The organism is Streptomyces sp. NPDC002580, assembly GCF_042889485.1.
Classification (GTDB): domain Bacteria; phylum Actinomycetota; class Actinomycetes; order Streptomycetales; family Streptomycetaceae; genus Streptomyces.
The window spans coordinates 683,432-702,479 of the sequence record NZ_JBIAQZ010000003.1 but is presented as its reverse complement, the minus strand read 5'-3'; the positions used below and the strand labels follow the sequence as shown (position 1 = coordinate 702,479).

The following is a 19,048-nucleotide window of genomic DNA, read 5'->3' as shown; positions in this document are numbered from 1 at the left end:
CGGTCGTACCGGTGCGTGCCGGGTTGTCGGTGGGGGCGGTTACGGTTCGTCCATGGCTGCCCGTACGAAAACCGCGAAGGACCGGCCGTCCTACCGCTGCACCGAGTGCGGCTGGCAGACGGCGAAGTGGCTCGGCCGCTGCCCCGAGTGCCAGGCCTGGGGGACGGTCGAGGAGTACGGCACGCCCGCTGTCCGCACGACGGCACCGGGACGCGTCACCACGTCCGCGGTGCCCATCGGGCAGGTCGACGGCCGGCAGGCGACCGCCCGCAGCACCGGCGTGCCCGAGCTGGACCGGGTCCTGGGCGGCGGTCTCGTGCCCGGAGCCGTCGTCCTCGTCGCCGGCGAACCGGGCGTCGGCAAATCCACCCTCCTCCTGGACGTGGCGGCCAAGTCGGCGAGCGACGAGCACCGCACGTTGTACGTGACGGGCGAGGAGTCGGCGAGCCAGGTGCGGCTCCGCGCGGACCGCATCAAGGCGATCGACGACCACCTCTACCTCGCGGCGGAGACCGACCTGGCGGCCGTCCTCGGCCATTTGGACGCGGTGAAGCCGTCGCTGCTCATCCTGGACTCCGTCCAGACCATCGCCTCCCCGGAGATCGACGGCGCGCCGGGGGGCATGGCGCAGGTCCGGGAGGTGGCGGGCGCGCTGATCCGGGCCTCCAAGGAGCGGGGCATGGCCACCCTGCTGGTGGGCCATGTCACCAAGGACGGCGCGATCGCCGGACCCCGGCTGCTCGAACACCTCGTGGACGTCGTGCTGTCGTTCGAGGGCGACCGGCACGCCCGCCTGAGGCTCGTCCGGGGCGTCAAGAACCGCTACGGGACGACGGACGAGGTCGGCTGCTTCGAGCTGCACGACGAGGGCATCACCGGCCTCACCGACCCCTCGGGGCTCTTCCTCACGCGTCGCACCGAGCCCGTGCCCGGCACCTGCCTGACCGTCACCCTCGAAGGCCGCCGGCCGCTGGTCGCCGAGGTCCAGGCGCTCACCGTGGACTCCCAGATCCCCTCCCCGCGCCGTACGACATCCGGTCTGGAGACCTCCCGTGTCTCGATGATGCTCGCCGTCCTGGAGCAGCGCGGACGGATCAGCGCTCTCGGGAAGCGGGACATCTACTCGGCGACGGTCGGCGGAGTGAAGCTCTCCGAGCCCGCCGCGGACCTCGCCATCGCGCTCGCCCTGGCGTCCGCGGCCAGCGACACCCCGCTGCCCAAGAACCTCGTGGCGATCGGCGAGGTCGGGCTCGCGGGCGAGGTCAGACGGGTCACGGGGGTCCAGCGCAGACTCTCCGAGGCACACCGTCTGGGCTTCACCCACGCGCTCGTACCGACCGATCCCGGCAAGGTCCCGGCCGGTATGAAGGTGCTGGAAGTGGCCGACATCGGCGCGGCGCTGAGCGTCCTTCCGCGCTCGCGTCGCAGAGAGGCCCCACGGGACGAGGAGCAGCGCCGGTAGACTTTGCCCTGGTCTCGCCCGCCCGTACGAACCGAGTGTGCGCGAAGCGGGCGTCCAGAACCTCGACCGGAGGAGTGCAGTGGCAGCCAACGACCGGGCAGCAGCTCCCGGAAAGTCCGGTGGGAGCTCCGGTGCCGATGGCCTGATGCGCGCCGCCCTGAGCGCCGTCGCGCCCGGCACGGCGCTGCGCGACGGGCTTGAACGGATTCTCCGCGGCAACACGGGCGGACTCATCGTGCTCGGCTCCGACAAGACCGTCGAAGCGATGTGCACGGGCGGGTTCGTCCTGGACGTCGAGTTCACCGCGACCCGTCTGCGTGAACTGTGCAAGCTCGACGGCGGCATCGTTCTCGACAAGGACATCACCAAGATTCTCCGGGCGGGCGTGCAGCTGGTGCCCGACCCGACGATCCATACGGAGGAGACGGGCACCCGGCACCGCACCGCGGACCGGGTGAGCAAGCAGGTCGGCTACCCGATCGTCTCGGTCTCCCAGTCGATGCGTCTGATCGCCCTGTACGTCGACGGTCAGCGCCGCGTCCTGGAGGACTCGGCCGCGATCCTCTCCCGGGCCAACCAGGCCCTCGCCACGCTGGAGCGCTACAAGCTCCGTCTGGACGAGGTCGCGGGCACGCTGTCGGCGCTGGAGATCGAGGACCTCGTCACCGTCCGGGACGTCTCCGCGGTCGCCCAGCGTCTGGAGATGGTGCGCCGTATCGCCACCGAGATCGCCGAGTACGTCGTCGAGCTGGGGACGGACGGGCGTCTGCTGACCCTCCAGCTCGACGAGCTGATCGCCGGCGTCGAGCCCGATCGCGAGCTGGTGGTCCGGGACTACGTGCCCGAGCCGACCGCCAAGCGTTCCCGCACGGTCGACGAGGCGCTCTTCGAGCTGGACGCGCTCAGCCACGCGGAGCTCCTCGAACTGTCCACGGTCGCGAAGGCCTTGGGCTACACCGGCTCCCCCGAGGCGCTCGACTCCGCGGTCTCCCCGCGCGGCTTCCGGCTTCTCGCCAAGGTCCCGCGGCTGCCCGGCGCGATCATCGACCGGCTCGTGGAGCACTTCGGCGGGCTCCAGAAGCTGCTCGCCGCGAGCGTGGACGATCTCCAGACGGTCGACGGCGTGGGCGAGGCACGGGCCCGCAGCGTCCGCGAGGGGCTGTCCCGGCTGGCGGAGTCCTCGATCCTGGAGCGCTACGTCTAGGACGGGTCGGTCCCCGGGGCTTTCCGCCCCCGTCCGGCTCGCTCCGCGGGTGCGGGGCCCGGTCCGTGGTCGGGAACGGCCGACGGGCGTACCGCCTCCGGGCACCGGACCCGGTACGCCCTCCGAGCCCGAGATCGAGCCCCGGACGAGCCTGATCCCGAGATCGAGCCCTGGCCGAAGGCCTTCGGCCCTCCGGCCAGGGCCGGCCGGTCCTCAGTCCTTGGAGAGGACGAACGACGTCTGCGCCTTCGCCAGGCCCGGCGCCTTGGCCTCGACCAGGTACGTTCCGGCGGGGGCGGAACCCGCCGGGGGCGTCGCGCACTCCGGGGCTCCGGGCTTGCGGTCCCACTTCACGGTGTAGGTGACCTGGCTGCCGGCCGGAACTCGGTACAGGGCGCCCGCCGTTGCCTTCGGGCAGTCGTCCGAGGCCCAGATGTCGTCGTCGTCGCCCGCCTGAGTGATCGTCAGAACAGTGTCCTTCGGGCCGAGATCGACCTTGCAGTCGCCGCCCGAGGAGTTCTTGACGAGGATCTCGATGGTGGGCCGCTCACCGGGGGCGTACGAGTTGCGCTCGCTCTTGAGCGTCAACTTCACACTGTTCGCGGTGCAGTTGGGGAGCGTGGAGCCGACCGGGAGCTGATCGCCCGAGCCGACCCCGATCCCGGAGCCGTCCCCGGCCCCTTCGCCGGAACCGCCGCCGGTGCTCGCGCCGGAACCCGTGGACCCGTCGTCCGAACCGTCGCCGGAGTCGTCACCGGAACCCCCGTCGCCCCCGCCGCCGGACCCCTCACCGTCGCCGCCGTCGTCAGCGGCGCCGCTCGACTCGTCGCGGCCGCCCGGGTGTTGACTGATCGCGGGACCCGAACCGGAAGGACCGGGAGTGATCGAGGACGCGGGGTTCTTGCCGTTCGACCCGCTGCCGTTGTTGTTGCCGGCCCCACCGCCGGTCCCGACCACCCAGACCGTCAGCAGCGCCAACAGCCCTAGTACGGACAGCAGAACGGCCCTCCGACGCCAGTAGATGGTGGAGGGGAGCGGCCCGACCGGATTGCGCAGAGATCCCACGGCGCAAACTGTACGAGAGATCCGCCCCGCCGTTCGCTCCACCCGCCGCCTCGATCCAACTTTTCCGGATCATCATTCCGGCGGGCGGCCTTTCCGGCGCCAGGACGGCCGCCCGGGACCGTCTTCACCACCGCCCGCCCCCGGCGTCGTGCCCGTATCCCCACCGTCGCATGGCAGGATCGACAGAGCCATGACTGCACCCACCAGACTCACCGAGCCCACCCGGAACGCTCCCGGCGAGAACCTCCACACCCCCGTCATCGCCTGGTTCGACGAGCACGCCCGCGATCTGCCCTGGCGGCATCCCGATGCCGGCCCCTGGGCCGTGATGGTCAGCGAGTTCATGCTCCAGCAGACCCCGGTCAACCGTGTACTGCCCGTGTACGAGCAGTGGCTGGCCCGCTGGCCGCGCCCCGCCGACCTGGCCAAGGACGCTCCCGGCGAGGCCGTCCGGGTCTGGGGACGGCTCGGTTACCCGCGCCGCGCCCTGCGCCTGCACGGCGCCGCGGTCGCCATAGCGGAACGGCACGGCGGCGACGTACCCACGGAGCACGCGCAGTTGCTGGCGCTGCCCGGTATCGGGGAGTACACGGCGGCGGCGGTCGCGTCGTTCGCTTACGGCCAGCGGCATCCCGTGCTGGACACGAACGTCCGCCGGGTCTTCGCCCGTGCCGTCACCGGTGTCCAGTACCCGCCGAACGCCACCACCGCCGCCGAGCGCAGGCTCGCCCGCGCCCTGCTGCCCGAGGACGAGAGCACGGCCTCGCGCTGGGCCGCCGCCTCGATGGAGCTCGGCGCGCTGGTCTGCACGGCGCGGAACGAGACGTGCCACCGCTGCCCGATCGCCGCGCAGTGCGCGTGGCGGCTGGCCGGCAAGCCGGAGCACGAGGGGCCGCCGCGCAAGGGCCAGACGTACGCGGGCACCGACCGTCAGGTGCGCGGCAAGTTGCTGGCCGTCCTGCGGGAGGCCCATGTGCCGGTTCCGCAGACCGCGCTGGACCGGGTGTGGGACGAGCCGGTCCAGCGGGCCCGGGCGCTCGACGGACTCGTCGCCGACGGACTGGTGGAGCCGCTCCCCGGCGGTCTGTACCGGCTCCCGACCGCATAGCCGTCCCACAGGGGCGGCACAGCGGCTGCACGGCCGCGGCACGGCTACGGCTCGGCCGCGGCACGACGGCGACCCCGAACCGGCGCCAAACCGGACGAACGTCCCCCGCGCTTTACCCCGCGCCTACAACCGTTACACAACCGACGGACAGCCGAGTGCTGGCCGCAGGCTGTCTCGGACAACCCCGTGACAACCCCTCCGTAGCTTCATTGCCGTACCGCAGGAAGGGCCGCAACCAGCGGCCGCGGAAAGGCGGTTCGCAGGCAAGGGACAACCGGCGGGGGTCAGGCCGGAAACGGGGATGGAGGCGGTTGGTCATGGCGCACGGTGAGGTGCTCGAATTCGAGGAGTACGTCCGCACCCGGCAGGACGCGCTGCTGCGCAGTGCCCGCCGCCTGGTCCCCGACCCGGTCGACGCCCAGGACCTGCTCCAGACCGCCCTCGTACGGACGTACGGCCGCTGGGACGGCATCGCCGACAAGCGGCTGGCCGACGCCTACCTGCGCCGTGTGATGATCAATACGCGCACCGAGTGGTGGCGCGCCCGCAAGCTCGAAGAGGTGCCCACCGAGCAGCTGCCGGACGCGAGCGTGGAGGACGCCACCGAGCAGCACGCGGACCGCGCGCTGCTGATGGACATCATGAAGGTGCTGGCACCCAAGCAGCGCAGTGTCGTGGTCCTGCGACACTGGGAGCAGATGTCCACGGAGGAGACGGCCGCCGCGCTCGGCATGTCGGCCGGAACGGTCAAGAGCACACTGCACCGGGCGCTGGCGCGGCTCCGCGAGGAGCTGGAGAGCCGGGACCACGAGGAGAGCGCCGCCCGCGCGCTCGAAGCGAGTAAGGAGCGGGAGCGTTGCGCGGCCTAGGAGTCCGGGCCAGAGGTGCCCTGAAGGCGGGGAGTTCGGCTGCGGCCGGGTTCACCGCCCTCGGCCTTTTCGTGACCGCGTGCGCCACCGGCGGCACCGGCGCCCGTGACGAGGGTCCGGCGGGCAGCGACACGGTCGCCAAGAGCGGTTCCACGCCGGTCGTCTCCGGCTCGCCCAGCCGGGCGCCCCGGCGGGTCGACGCGGTCAGGATCGTCAAGGCGGACCCGACGGTCAGCCAGGCCGTCAAGCGCGACCTGAAGCCGTGTGTCGCCGACGAGTACCCGGTCGACGTGTCGTACGGGAGCCTGACCGGCGGATCGTCGAACGACATAGTGATCAACGTGATGACCTGTGCCGACGCCGTGGGCATCGGCTCGTACGTCTATCGCGCGGAGAACGGCGGGTACCAGAATGTGTTCAGGGCCGAGGAGCCGCCGGTCTACGCCGAGATAGACCGGGGCGATCTGGTGGTCACCCAGCAGCTGTACGAGAAGGGCGACCCGGTGTCGTACCCCTCCAGCGAGGAAGTGATCACCTACGGCTGGTCCGCGACCCGCTTCGTCGAGCGGTCCCGGATCCACAACGACTACAGCAACGCGGTGGGCGGTGCGAGTTCGTCCGCCCCCGACGCGAACTGAGAGCGGACGGAACAGCCGGATGGCAGAGCAGACCCACGTCCTGTTCGTCGAGGACGACGACGTCATCCGCGAGGCCACACAACTCGCCCTGGAACGCGACGGCTTCGCGGTCACGGCCATGCCCGACGGGCTCTCGGGCCTGGAGGCGTTCCGCGCCGACCGCCCCGACATCGCCCTGCTGGACGTGATGGTCCCCGGACTCGACGGCGTCTCGCTGTGCCGCCGCATCCGCGACGAGTCGACCGTGCCGGTCATCATGCTGTCCGCGCGCGCGGACTCGATCGACGTCGTGCTCGGCCTGGAGGCCGGTGCCGACGACTACGTGACCAAGCCCTTCGACGGCGCCGTGCTGGTCGCCCGGATCCGCGCGGTGCTGCGCCGCTTCGGGCACGCGGGCGGCGGCCAGGGCGGGGCGGCCGAGGGGGCCGGGCCGGTGGACGGCGGGATGCTCGCCTTCGGTGACCTGGAGATCGACACCGAGGGCATGGAGGTGCGCAGGGACGGAGCGCAGGTGGCCCTGACGCCCACCGAGATGCGGCTGCTCCTGGAGTTCTCCGCCGCGCCCGGGACGGTCCTGAGCCGCGACAAGCTGCTCGAACGGGTGTGGGACTACGGCTGGGGCGGGGACACCCGGGTGGTCGACGTCCATGTGCAGCGGCTTCGTACGAAGATCGGCCAGGACCGCATCGAGACGGTCCGCGGCTTCGGCTACAAGTTGAAGGCCTGATTCGGGTATGCGGGGGATATTTCGGCGCTCGGCTCCGGGGAAGCCCACGGTCCCGGCACAGCCGCAGGCACAGGCGCACGGACAGGTTCCGGGGCAGGTGCGGGGGCGCGAATCGGTGGCGGGGAGACGTCCGGGCGCGGGCGGAGGCGGGCGCGGAGGCGGATGTGTCCTGCGGGGCAGAAGTCTCGGCATAGGCATCTACCGGGGAGCGGATTCGGGTACGAGCATCCGCACGGGCATCCGCTGGAAGCTCAGCACGGCGATCGCCCTGGTCGGCGCGCTGGTCGCGATCGCGCTGAGCCTGGTCGTGCACAACGCGGCCCGTGTCTCGATGCTGGACAACTCGCGCGATCTGGCCGACGAGCGCATCCAGCTCGCGCAGCGCATGTACGGGCCGGGCAGGCAGCCGCCGTTCGGTGCCAGGGTCGACGACCCCGCCATCCCGGCGGACCTGCTGGCGAAGGTCTCGGAGGGACGGCGGGCGACCTACGTCTCCGACACCGCGGGCGGCGTGCCGGACATCTGGGCCGCCGTACCGCTCAGGAACGGCCAGGTGCTGTCCTGGCACGAGCGGTTCACGGACCGCAACGCGGACGTGATGGAGGACCTCGACCGGGCGCTCATCATCGGCTCCATCGCGGTCGTCCTCGGCGGCAGCGCCCTCGGGGTGCTCATCGGCGGCCAGCTGTCGCGCCGGCTGCGCAAGGCGGCGGCCGCCGCGAACCGGGTCGCCAAGGGTGAGCCGGACGTCCGGGTCCGGGACGCCATCGGCGGTGTCGTGCTCGACGAGACCGACGACCTCGCGCGTGCCGTGGACGCCATGGCCGACGCGCTCCAGCAGCGCATCGAGGCCGAGCGCCGGGTGACCGCCGACATCGCCCACGAACTGCGCACCCCGGTGACCGGGCTGCTCACTGCGGCCGAGCTCCTGCCGCCCGGCCGCCCCACCGAGCTCGTACGGGACAGGGCGCAGGCCATGCGCACCCTCGTCGAGGACGTCCTGGAGGTCGCCCGGCTCGACGGCGCCTCCGAACGGGCCGAGCTCCAGGACCTCATGCTCGGCGAGTTCGTGACCCGGCGGGTGGCCGCCAAGGGCGCGGACGTCGAGGTGCGCGTCGTGCACGAGTCGGAGGTCACGACGGACCCGCGCCGGCTGGAGCGCGTCCTGCTCAACCTCCTGGCGAACGCGGCCCGGCACGGCAGGCCGCCGATCGAGGTGACCGTCGAGGGGCGCGTCATCCGCGTCCGCGACCACGGCCCCGGCTTCCCGGAGAAGCTGCTCGCCGAGGGGCCCAGCCGCTTCCGCACGGGCAGCACCGACCGCGCGGGGGACGGCCACGGGCTGGGCCTGACCATCGCCGAGGGCCAGGCCCGGGTGCTCGGCGCCCGGCTGACCTTCCGCAACGTACGGCCCGCCGGGGCCCCCGGCGACGTACCCGCCGAGGGCGCGGTGGCGGTCCTGTGGCTGCCGGAGCACGCGCCGACGAACACCGGGAGCTATCCGATCCTGCCTGCGTCCGCGAAGTAGCCGGGGGCGACCGGGCGCGGGGCAGCCGGAGGGGGCGGGCTGCCGGAAGCCGAGCCGGCCGCCCCCTCCCCCGCCGCGCCGGTCCGGGTCACATCGGGCCGGACCTCGCCGTACCGGGCCTCGCCGCACCTCGCCGGGCCGGGCCTGGCCTGGCCTGGCCAGGCCAGGCCGAGCCGAGCCGGACCCCCACCGGACCGCACCGCACAGGTCCGGGCCGCACCGGACCGCTCCGGTTCCTCGGTCTGCCGGGGCTCCGTGTATCGCGGGCGTATCGAAAACCGCATACGCCCCCGCAACGCCCCTCGGGCTCCAATGGCGGTATGAACGCCAACGCACCCCTGCCGGCACCGCCCGGCCGCACGCGCCGGATCGTGGTCCTCGTCCTGGCCGTCCTCGGCCTGGCGGGCGCCCTGTTCGTCCTGCGGCGGCCGCTGATGATGTCCGCCCCGAGGTGTGCGGCCGGGCGGTGGCACGGCTGCTACGACACCTTCAACGGTGTGGTGCTGATGACGCTGGTCGCGCTGCCGGCGGCCGCGCTGGTGGTGTGGGCGCTGGCCCGCCGCCGACGTGCCGCCGGGGTCTCCCCGGCCTGGCGGATGTCGCTGGCCGAGGTGGGCATGGTCCACGGGACGGTGCCGTTCCTGTGGATGACCATGATGCCGGGCGCCGCGCCCGGGGTCGCCCCCCGCCGGGTGAGTCTGGTGCCGCTGCGGGACCTGGTGACGATGGGGTCGGGCGGGATCGTCGGCAACCTGCTGGTCTTCGCGGCACTGGGGTTCTTCGCCCCCATGCGGTTCAGGGCGCTGACGTCCGTGCCGCGCATCCTGGCGCTCGGGGCGGGCTGCTCGGTCCTGGTCGAGGTCGCGCAGTACGTCCTGTGGCTGGACCGGGTGTCCTCCGTGGACGACGTCCTGGTCAACGCCGCCGGCGCCGTGCTGGCCGCGCTGGCGTCGCGCCGCTGGTGGCGCACCACGCCGGAGGCTCCGTCGGAGCTGCCCCGCCCCGCGCTGGAACCGGCGGGCTGAGCCCGTGTGTCCGGTGCGCACGGGTTCCCGCACGGGTCCTCGTGGCCGTCGACGGCCGGCCGCGCTGCTTAGGCTTCGGGCATGCGCGTACTGATCGTGGAGGACGAGCCCTACCTGGCCGAAGCCGTCCGTGACGGTCTGCGGCTGGAGGCGATCGCCGCGGACATCGCCGGTGACGGCGACTCCGCCCTGGAGCTGCTGAGCGTCAACTCCTACGACCTCGCGATCCTCGACCGCGACATCCCCGGCCCCTCCGGCGACGAGGTCGCCCGGCGCATCGTCGCCTCCGGCAGCGGCATGCCGATCCTCATGCTCACCGCCGCCGACCGGATCGACGACAAGGAGTCCGGGTTCGGGCTCGGCGCCGACGACTACCTCACCAAGCCCTTCGAGCTGCGGGAGCTCGTCATGCGGCTGCGGGCGCTCGACCGCAGGCGCGCGTACGCCAGGCCCCCGGTGCGCGAGATCGCGGGCCTGCGGCTGGACCCCTTCCGCCGGGAGGTCTTCCGCGACGGACGCTATGTCGCGCTCACCCGCAAGCAGTTCGCCGTGCTCGACGTCCTGGTCGGCGCCGAGGGCGGCGTCGTCAGCACCGAGGAGCTGCTGGAGCGGGCCTGGGACGAGAACGCCGACCCCTTCACCAACGCCGTCCGCATCACCGTCTCCGCGCTGCGCAAACGGCTCGGCGAACCATGGATCATCGCCACCGTGCCGGGTGTCGGCTACCGGATCGACACCGGGACGGTCCCCGAGACCGGTCTCGACCCCGACCACCCCGGCGGTACGCGTGGATAGGCGTCCGGGGCACAGCGCCCGGCTGAGGCTCACCCTCAGCTACGCCGGCTTCCTCTTCGTCGCCGGCACGCTCCTGCTGGTCGTCATGTGGGTGTTCGTGCTGCGCTGGCTGCCGACCAGCGACCCGAGATCCCTCCAGAACGCGTACGGCGCCGTGATCATCGTGGGGCCCAACCGCTCCGACCTGCTGCGCGGCTTCGCCCCCGCCGCGGCCGTCTCCCTGGCCTTCCTCCTGGTGTTCGGCCTCCTCGGCGGATGGGTCCTCGCCGGCCGGATGCTCTCGCCCCTCACCCGGATCACGGACGCGGTACGCACGGCCGGGAACGGGTCGCTGTCCCACCGGATCCGTATGAAGGGCCGCCAGGACGAATTCCGCGAACTCTCCGACGCGTTCGACTCGATGCTCGAACAGCTCGAGTCCCAGGTCACCGAGCAGCAGCGGTTCGCCGCGAACGCCTCCCACGAACTGCGCACCCCGCTGGCGATCTCGCGGACCCTCCTGGAGGTCGCCCGCCAGGACCCCACCCGGGACCGGGACGAACTCGTCGAACGCCTCCACGCCGTCAACTCCCGGGCGATCGACCTCACCGAGGCGCTCCTGCTGCTCAGCCGCAGCGACCGCGGAGACCTTCCCCGCGAGATCGTCGACCTCTCCCTCGTCGCCGAGGAGGCCGCCGAGACGCTGCTCCCCCTCGCCGAACTGCGCCGGATCACACTCGACGTCACCGGCGGGGCGGCCCGGACCAGCGGCTCCGCGGAACTCCTGCTGCGGATGGCGACGAACCTCGTCCAGAACGCCGTGGTCCACAACCTCCCCGACGGCGGCACGGTGACGGTCCACACCGGGACGGACGGCGGCACGAGCGTGCTGCGGGTCGAGAACACCGGCCGCCCGCTGCCGCCGGAACTGGTGCCGGCCCTCACCGAGCCGTTCCGGCGCGGGACGGAGCGCGTCCGCACCGACGAGCACGCCGGTGTCGGCCTCGGCCTGGCCATCGTGGCCGGCATCGTCCGCGCCCACGACGGGACCCTCGGCCTCGTCCCCCGGCCGGGCGGCGGTCTGCTCGTCACCGTCCGGCTTCCCGGCACGCCGTAGGCGCCGGGCCCCGAGCGGGCCGCCGGACCGTCGGCCGGAAGCCCGGTCGCCCCGGGCGGGTTCCGGCGTCCCCGGGGACCCCTGGGGTCCCCGGCCTCCCGCCCCCGGACGGCCCGGACGCCGCAGGCGGCCCCGTCGAGCCGCGGCTCCCGCGTCCGGCCCGCGTTCCGGCGGCGGCCAGCGGGACGCCCCACGGCACGCGGCCCGCGCCACGGACCGTAGTGGGGAACGGCGAAGGCCCCCGGGGCGGACGGCGCCGGGGGCCTTCGTATCAGGCGGTTCGGTGGTGCTCAGGGGAACACGGTGGAGCGGAAACGGGCGGTCGGGGTCAGACCGACTCGGCCTGCGCGCCGTCCCCGGCGGACTTCGGAGCGCCCGCGCCCTTCAGCGGGACCTCCTTGACGAAGACCGCCACGACCAGCGAGAGCACGGCCACCACGGAGCCGAGCAGGAACGCGCTGTGCGTGCCGGAGGACACCGCGTGCTGGTAGGCCTCCCGCGCCGCCGCGGGCAGCTTCGCCATGCTCGCCGCGTCGAGCTGCGCGGACGTCTCGGTCAGCTTGGAGCCGAGGGCCCCGGCCCGCTCGGCCATGACGTCCTGCACCCGGTTGTTGAACAGCGCGCCCATGATGGCGACACCGAACGACGAGCCGAGCGTACGGAAGAGGGTGGTGGACGAGGACGCGACGCCCATGTCCTTCATCTCCACGCTGTTCTGCGCCACGAGCATCGTGATCTGCATCAGGCAGCCCATGCCGGCGCCGAGCACCGCCATGTACAGCCCGGAGGTGAGCCGGGTCGTCTCGGTGTCCATCAGCGAGAGCAGGAACAGACCTGCGACCATCAGCACGCTGCCGACGAGCGGGAAGATCTTGTAGCGGCCGCTGTTGGTGGTGACACGGCCGGCCACCATCGAGACGGTGAGCATCGAACCGAGCATCGGCAGGAGCAGCAGACCGGAGTTCGTGGCGGACGCGCCCTGCACGGACTGCTGGTACAGCGGCAGGAAGAGCACGGCGCCGAACATCACGAAGCCGGTGATGAAGCCGATGATCGACATCAGCGTGAAGTTGCGGCTGCGGAAGATGTGCAGCGGGATGATCGGCGCGGCGGCCTTGGTCTGCCAGAACACGAAGCCGACGAGGGAGGCGACGCCGATCCCGGTCAGCTCCATGATCCGCGCGGAGCCCCAGGCGTACTCGGTGCCACCCCAGGTGGTGACGAGGACGATCGAACAGATACCGAGCGTCAGCAGCCCGGCACCCAGGTAGTCGATCTTCGCCTCGACGCGCTTCTTCGGCAGGTGCAGGACGGCGGTCACCGCGATGAGGGCGATGGCGCCGAGCGGCAGGTTGATGTAGAAGGACCAGCGCCAGCCCCAGTGGTCGGTGATGCTGCCGCCGACCAGCGGGCCGAGGATCATGGCGAAGGCCATCACGCCGGCCATCATGCCCTGGTACTTGCCGCGCTCGCGGGGCGGGATGAGGTCACCGATGATCGCCATGACGCCGACCATGAGACCGCCGGCGCCCAGGCCCTGAATGGCGCGGAAGCCGATGAGCTGACCCATGTCCTGGGCCATGCCGCTGAGCATGGACCCGATCAGGAAGATCACGATCGAGGCCAGGAAGACGCCCTTGCGTCCGTACAGGTCGCCGAGCTTGCCCCAGATCGGGGTGGAGGCCGCGGTGGCGAGGGTGTAGCCGGTGACCACCCAGGACAGGTGCTTCAGGCCGCCCAGTTCGCCGACGATCGTCGGCATCGCCGTACCGACGATCATGTTGTCGAGCATCGCGAGCATCATCGCGGTCATGAGCGCGAACAGGACGACCCGTACGCTGCGCTGCTGCTTCCCCTCCTGGGGCGCCGGTTCGCTCCCGGCCTGCCCGTCGGCCGGTACGACCGTTTTCGTCGTGTCCGCCATCGTTTCCACTCCCCTAGGTGTCACTGCCACCGCTCGGCTACTTACTTGCCGACCGGCAAGCTGACTATACTCACGGAAAGTAGCCCCGTAACTAGCCGGGCGTCAAGTTGGTGTAAAGGTTCACCGACCGGACGACAGGTAAGTTCCCAGGCGGCGCGGAAGCGCGAGGAGTACGAGGATGGGCGGCACGATGGACGGCACGAAGCGGCAGCGCCGGGGCGACACACGGCAGCGCATCCAGGACGTGGCCCTCGAACTCTTCTCCGAGCACGGCTACGAGAAGACCTCGCTGCGCGAGATCGCCGAGCACCTCGACGTCACCAAGGCGGCGCTCTACTACCACTTCAAGACCAAGGAAGAGATCCTCATCAGCATCTTCGAGGATCTGACGAGGCCGCTCGACGAACTGATCGAGTGGGGCAAGGGCCAGCCGCACACCCTGGAGACCAAGCAGGAGGTGCTGCGCCGCTACAGCAACGCCCTCGGCGGCGCGTCCCCGCTCTTCCGTTTCATGCAGGAGAACCAGGCGACGGTGCGCGAGCTGAGCATCGGCGAGACCTTCAAGGACCGGATGATCAGCATGCTGGAGATCATCAAGGAACCCGAGTCGCCGCTGACCGACCAGGTCCGCTGCATCAGCGCGCTCTTCACGATGCACGCCGGCATGTTCGTCCTCAAGGACGTCGAGGGCGACCCCGAGGACAAGCGCAAGGCCGTCCTGGAGGTCGCGATCGACCTGGTGACCCAGGCCCACGAGGGCAGGGCTTCGTAGGACGTCCCGGCGGGACGCGCCGCACGCCCGGGCCGCTCCCGCCGTACGCGCGGGCACGGACACGGCACGATCCGGCACGCACGAAGGCGGAGCCTCGCGGCGTCGTCTCGCGACGCCGGGCTCCGCCTCGGGCCGCCCCCGCGGGGGCTCCGCGCCGGATCACCGGCGCGGGATGGATCAGACCTTGACGCCCTTGGAGTTCAGGAAGGCGACCGGGTTGACGGCCGAACCGTAGTTCGGGGTCGTGCGGATCTCGAAGTGCAGGTGCGGGCCACTGGAGTTACCGGTGTTGCCGGACAGGGCTATGTGCTGACCGGTGGCGACGACCTGGCCTATCCTCACGTCGACGCGCGACAGGTGGGCGTACTGCGAGTACGTGCCGTTGGCGTGCTTGATGACGACGGCGTTGCCGTACGCCGGACCGTCACCGGCGCCGTTGCCGCCCGCCTTCACGACCGTACCGCCGTGGGCGGCGACGACGTCGGTGCCGATCGGCACGGCGTAGTCCTGGCCGGAGTGCTTGTGGGACCACATGCCGCCGGCCTGGTTGAAGGAGGCGGACAGCGTGTACTTCTTCACCGGGTCGACCCAGGAGGCGGCCGTCTTCTTGGCGGCGGTCTTCTTCGCGGCCGCCACCTTCACGGCGGTGGCCTTCTTCACGGCGGCGGCCTTGGCCTGAGCGGCGGCCTGCGTCTGTACGGCGTTGGCCGCGGTGACGGTTCCGCTGTTGAGGCCGGTTTCGGCGGCGGTCGCGACCCCTGCGCCCAGTGCGACCGTGGCTCCCATGCCGACGGCCAGGACGGCCGCTCGGGTGCGGACCTTGGACGTAAGGGACTTGCGGGACGTGACGCGCTTCGACATGAATACCTCGCGGAGACGGGGACGGGGGGCTGAACAACCTCTCGGTGCGGTGTCGGCCACCGAGCGGGCCATTCATTGGTAACCCGCACCCCCAGGCACACTCAAACCCCCCTTCTACGACGCAAACTAGTAGTTCATCGCGAAACTTGATGAACCTTGACATCACGGACATCAGGCGAGGGATCTTGTCGCTTTTGCGCGAGAATCCAGGTTTAAGCCCACTTCGGACCAGTGCATCCCTTGCTAAACCTGCCTTCCGGGCCGCAGCCCCCACGGCCCGCCGTTCGACCCTCGAGCCCTGGGCCAAAGGTCCCTTATGTCCGTTCCGGGCGTGCCACTATCCGCCCTAGTAGGGGCAAAAACGCCTGTGCCCCATGTCACCGGGGGACCGGATCCGAGACCCCCGGAATGTGACGCGGGCTACGCTGCGGCCCCTGGCCGCAAGGCTTTTGAGAGACCCTCCGGCCCTTCACGGCCGACCCCGGCCGCCCGAACCCGCGCACCGCCTCCCCGACCCGCCCCACGCGGGGTGCGCCAGGCCCTCACAGCGCCCCGGATCAGCCCCGGATCCCCCCGGAGCGCGCCCTTTCGACGGCCGTACGGCACCTGCCCGGTGCCCAGGCCCCGGCCGGGCGCCGACACCGGTGCCGGTGCGGTCCGGACCGGCTCTCCGAGAGAAAGGGCCGCGTATCGCCCGGTGACCGGTGACCGTCCAGGGCGCCCGGCGACCCGGTGACCGCCCCGGGCGGCCTTGTCGCCGCGCTCGACTGCGGGGAGCGGGCGCCGGACCATACGGTTGCCCCACAGGCTCATCGCTCTCCCGGGGGATCGTCATGGACCCAGTAGCCATCGGCACGCGCCTGGCCTCAAGCGTGGCCGCGCCGCTCGTCAGGAAACTCTTCGTGACGGAGGGTCCGGGGGCCGGACTCGTCGACCGGCCCGTCCGCATATCGGCGTTCGTCTCGTTCAAGGGCGAGAAACAGGTCGTGGGCGAGAAGGAACTGGCCGTTCTTTCGGCCGAGTTGGTCAGCCGGGCGCTACGGACCGAAGAACGTCCGGTCACCGCGGGTGAGGAGCGGGCCGTCGCCCACGCCCTCGCCACGACCCTGCGCTCCCTGGGCGACCTCACCATGACGGACGTCCAGGCGGTGGAACTCGGCCACCGGGCGCTCGCCCTGCACCTGCGCGCGGCCGGCGGGAACCCCGACCGCGACCTGTCCTTCGACGCGACGCTGCTCTACGAGGGCCTGCTCGACTCGGCCTGCCTCCACATCCTGCACTTCTTCACGCAGCGCTCGACCTTTGTCCCCCGCACCCTCGTGGAACAGAGCCGCAGACAGCGCGAACTCATCGCCAAGATGGACGAGTTGATCGCGCGGACCCCCATGACGGGCGGCACCGACCAGGCCTTCGAGGAGCGCTACCTCGCCCATGTCGCCACCCGGCACAGCCACCTCACCATCTACGGCATCGACCTCGTCGACTCCCCGGAACGCTGGCCGCTGGACGCCGCCTACCTCAGCCTCCAGGCCGTACGCCCCACGGAGGACGAGGAGACCGCCTCCCCCGACGGCGTGCTCATCGCGTCGGCCGGCACCTCCCTGCCCGCCGAACAGGCCCTGACGGAGCAGGACCTGGTCCTGCTGCGCGGCGTGGCCGGTTCCGGCAAGACCACCCTGGTGCAGTGGCTGGCGGTGACCGCGGCACGCGGCGAACGGGGAGACCGCGTCCCCTTCGTCCTCCCGCTGCGCACCCTCGTCCGCCGCCCGGACGGCCTGCCAGCCCCCGACGCCTTCCTCGCCGCCGTCCGGATCCCGTTCCACGCGGTCCAACCGGACGGCTGGACCGACCGCGTCCTCGGCCACGGCCGGGGCCTGCTGCTCGTCGACGGCCTCGACGAGATCCCCGAACGCGACCGCGAGGGCACCCGCCGCTGGCTGCGCGAGCTCCTCTGCGCCTACCCCGGCAACCAGTGGCTGGTCACCTCCCGGCCCTCCGCGGTACGGGAGGACTGGCTCGCGCCCGAAGGATTCACCGAGCTCGTCCTGTCCCCGATGACCGCCGACGACGTGACCGCGTTCGTCCGCCGCTGGCATGCCGCGGCCCGCCTGGACGCCTCGGACACGGACCGCCTCGACGGCTACGAGCGTTCCCTCCTCGACGCCGTCCGCACCAAGCCGGACCTCGGCCGGCTGGCCACCAACCACCTGATGTGCGGCCTGATCTGCGCGCTCCACCGCGACCGGCGGGGCTATCTGCCCTACGGCAGACAGGAGTTGTACGACGCCGCGCTCTCCATGCTACTGTCGCGCCGCGACGAGGAACGGGACATGTTCGGGCGGGAGCGCGGGCAGGACGGCATCCACCTCACCGAACTCCCGCAGATCCAGCTCCTCCAGCGGCTGGCCTACTGGCTCATCCGCAACAGCCGGGTGGAGATGGACCGTGACCGCGCCGAACGGATCGTCGCCGACGTGCTGCCCTCCCTCCCGGCCGCCGCCCACCAGGGCGACGCCTCACAGATACTGCGTCACCTCGTCCTCCGCAGCGGTCTCCTGCGTGAACCCGCCCCCGGCACGGTCGAGTTCGTCCACCGCACCTTCCAGGACTACCTGGGCGCCAAGGCCGCGGTGGAGGACGGGGACTTCGGGCTGCTGGTGCGCAACGCCGGGGAGTCCCAGTGGGCGGACGTGGTCCGGATGGCCGTCGCCCATGCCCGCCCACGGGAACGGGCCGAGTTGCTGGGAGCCATGACCGAGTCCGCGGCACGGCTCGAAGGAGCGCCCGCGACCCGCGTACGGCTACTCGCCCTCGCCTCGCTGGAACACGCCACGCAGCTCGCGCCCGAGGTGCGGGCGGCGGTGGAGGGCGAGGCTGCCGCGCTCATCCCGCCGCGGACGTCCGAGGAGGCCCGCGCCCTGGCCGAGGCCGGCCCCCTCGTCCTGGAGCTGCTCCCCGGGCCCGAGGGGCTGACCGAGACCGAGGCCCGGGGCGTGGTGGTCACCGCCTCCCTGGTCGGCACCGACGCGGCCGTCCCGGTGCTGGCCCGCTTCCGCTCGCACCCGTCCCTGCCCGTACGGGCGCAGCTCAGCTGGGGCTGGCACCGGTTCGACACGGAGAGGTACGCCTCCGAGGTCGTCGCCCATCTCGCCCCGGACGGCCTGTACTTCACCGCGCACTCGACCGAGCAGCTCCGCGTGCTGCGCGAGCTGGGCGGCCGGCCCCGACTCCAGCTCGTCGGGGACCTCGGCTCGGCGGAGCTGCGTTCGGCCCTGCCACCCGACCAGGTGACACATCTGGCGCTGCGGTACAACAGGCGTCTGCGCGACCTGGACTTCCTGACGGCTCAAGGGCGGCTGGAGCAGCTCAACCTCGATCAGGGCACGGAGGTCGAGGACGTCACGCCCCTCACCGAGCTGCCGCTGCGGAGGCTGTCCCTGATGTCCGCCCCGGGACGGGCTCCGGTCCCCGGTGGTCTGACGCGGCTGACCTCGCTGCGCGAGCTGAACGTCGGGGACCTGCTCACGGGCCGGTCGCTCAGTGAGGCCCTCCCCCTGGACTCGCCCCTGGAAGTCGTCTCCTTCGGAGCGGACGTACTCCGTGACACCGGGATGCGGGGGCTGAGCCACTGGCAGTCCCTGCGCACCCTGTGGCTGAGCCGCATGCCCGGCGCGCTCACCCGGGCCGACTGGTCCGAGGTCACCGCGCTGCCGGAGCTGAGGGAACTGCGGATCCACCGGGCCGCGCTGGAGGCTCTCGATGCGGCGCCGCCGCTGCCGACGGTGGAGCACCTGGAGCTCAGGAAACCGGCGGGGAACGAGGACCTGTCCGTGCTCCGGTCCGTGCTGCCGAACCTGCGGACGGTCAATTTCGTCCTCGATTCGGAGACGGCCGTCGCTCCGGAGCATCTCTCGGATCAATTGCCCGGCGATCACACGACGACGAGGACCCACAACATTCTTTGACCGCTCCCT

General features: G+C 71.8%; 15 protein-coding genes. 12 read left to right on the top strand and 3 right to left on the bottom strand.

All coding sequences use genetic code 11. The features are described 5' to 3' along the window. Positions 1–52 precede the first annotated feature (52 nt). Both radA and disA read left to right on the top strand, forming a co-directional pair. Positions 53–1,462, top strand: coding sequence for a DNA repair protein RadA (gene radA / locus ACFYW7_RS14075; RefSeq protein WP_389501577.1), 1,410 nt, complete (start codon positions 53–55; stop codon positions 1,460–1,462). Positions 1,463–1,541: 79 nt separating this feature from the next. Beyond that, complete coding sequence (disA, locus tag ACFYW7_RS14070) at positions 1,542–2,666, top strand: DNA integrity scanning diadenylate cyclase DisA (protein ID WP_389501575.1); 1,125 nt, start codon at positions 1,542–1,544, stop codon at positions 2,664–2,666. A gap of 213 nt (positions 2,667–2,879) precedes the next feature. Here disA and ACFYW7_RS14065 read toward each other — a convergent pair whose 3' ends face one another. Next, positions 2,880–3,731, bottom strand: coding sequence for a hypothetical protein (locus ACFYW7_RS14065; protein ID WP_389501573.1), 852 nt, complete (start codon positions 3,729–3,731; stop codon positions 2,880–2,882). Positions 3,732–3,921: 190 nt separating this feature from the next. Between ACFYW7_RS14065 and ACFYW7_RS14060 the strand changes: the two genes are divergently transcribed. The 8 genes from ACFYW7_RS14060 (at position 3,922) to ACFYW7_RS14025 (ending at position 11,517) form a co-directional block, all read left to right on the top strand. Further along, entirely contained in the window at positions 3,922–4,839 is a 918-nt protein-coding gene (locus ACFYW7_RS14060; RefSeq protein ID WP_389501571.1) for an A/G-specific adenine glycosylase, read from the top strand. 317 nt (positions 4,840–5,156) lie between these two features. Beyond that, entirely contained in the window at positions 5,157–5,708 is a 552-nt protein-coding gene (locus ACFYW7_RS14055; protein WP_389501569.1) for a SigE family RNA polymerase sigma factor, read from the top strand. Further along, entirely contained in the window at positions 5,696–6,346 is a 651-nt protein-coding gene (locus tag ACFYW7_RS14050) for a hypothetical protein (RefSeq protein ID WP_389501567.1), read from the top strand. The genes ACFYW7_RS14055 and ACFYW7_RS14050 overlap by 13 nt, the downstream gene beginning before the upstream one ends. Before the next feature lie 19 nt (positions 6,347–6,365). Then, a complete protein-coding gene (cseB, locus tag ACFYW7_RS14045; RefSeq protein WP_389501565.1) occupies positions 6,366–7,073 on the top strand; it encodes a two-component system response regulator CseB in 708 nt (235 codons plus the stop codon). 7 nt (positions 7,074–7,080) lie between these two features. Continuing rightward, positions 7,081–8,601 carry a two-component system sensor histidine kinase CseC gene (gene cseC, locus ACFYW7_RS14040; protein WP_389501563.1) on the top strand — a complete coding sequence of 507 codons (1,521 nt, stop codon included), beginning with the start codon at positions 7,081–7,083 and terminating at the stop codon, positions 8,599–8,601. Positions 8,602–8,921: 320 nt separating this feature from the next. Beyond that, positions 8,922–9,626: a VanZ family protein gene (locus tag ACFYW7_RS14035; protein ID WP_389501561.1), complete on the top strand. Its 705-nt coding sequence runs from the start codon at positions 8,922–8,924 to the stop codon at positions 9,624–9,626. Positions 9,627–9,707: 81 nt separating this feature from the next. Further along, on the top strand, positions 9,708–10,421 hold the full coding sequence (locus ACFYW7_RS14030; RefSeq protein ID WP_389501559.1) for a response regulator transcription factor: 714 nt from the start codon (positions 9,708–9,710) through the stop codon (positions 10,419–10,421). After that, positions 10,414–11,517 carry a sensor histidine kinase gene (locus ACFYW7_RS14025; protein ID WP_389501557.1) on the top strand — a complete coding sequence of 368 codons (1,104 nt, stop codon included), beginning with the start codon at positions 10,414–10,416 and terminating at the stop codon, positions 11,515–11,517. Before ACFYW7_RS14030 ends, ACFYW7_RS14025 begins: the two co-directional genes overlap by 8 nt. A 328-nt stretch (positions 11,518–11,845) precedes the next feature. Here ACFYW7_RS14025 and ACFYW7_RS14020 read toward each other — a convergent pair whose 3' ends face one another. Then, positions 11,846–13,441 carry an MDR family MFS transporter gene (locus ACFYW7_RS14020; protein ID WP_389501555.1) on the bottom strand — a complete coding sequence of 532 codons (1,596 nt, stop codon included), beginning with the start codon at positions 13,439–13,441 and terminating at the stop codon, positions 11,846–11,848. Between the two features lie 178 nt (positions 13,442–13,619). Here ACFYW7_RS14020 and ACFYW7_RS14015 point away from each other — a divergent pair, with 178 nt between their 5' ends. Beyond that, positions 13,620–14,213: a TetR/AcrR family transcriptional regulator gene (locus ACFYW7_RS14015; protein WP_389501553.1), complete on the top strand. Its 594-nt coding sequence runs from the start codon at positions 13,620–13,622 to the stop codon at positions 14,211–14,213. Positions 14,214–14,390: 177 nt separating this feature from the next. Here the strand turns inward: ACFYW7_RS14015 and ACFYW7_RS14010 are convergent, their stop codons facing one another. Further along, complete coding sequence (locus tag ACFYW7_RS14010) at positions 14,391–15,074, bottom strand: M23 family metallopeptidase (RefSeq protein WP_389501551.1); 684 nt, start codon at positions 15,072–15,074, stop codon at positions 14,391–14,393. A gap of 833 nt (positions 15,075–15,907) precedes the next feature. On the opposite strand from ACFYW7_RS14010, the gene ACFYW7_RS14005 reads away from it, so the two are divergent. Then, positions 15,908–19,039 carry an NACHT domain-containing protein gene (locus ACFYW7_RS14005; RefSeq protein ID WP_389501548.1) on the top strand — a complete coding sequence of 1,044 codons (3,132 nt, stop codon included), beginning with the start codon at positions 15,908–15,910 and terminating at the stop codon, positions 19,037–19,039. Positions 19,040–19,048 lie beyond the last annotated feature (9 nt).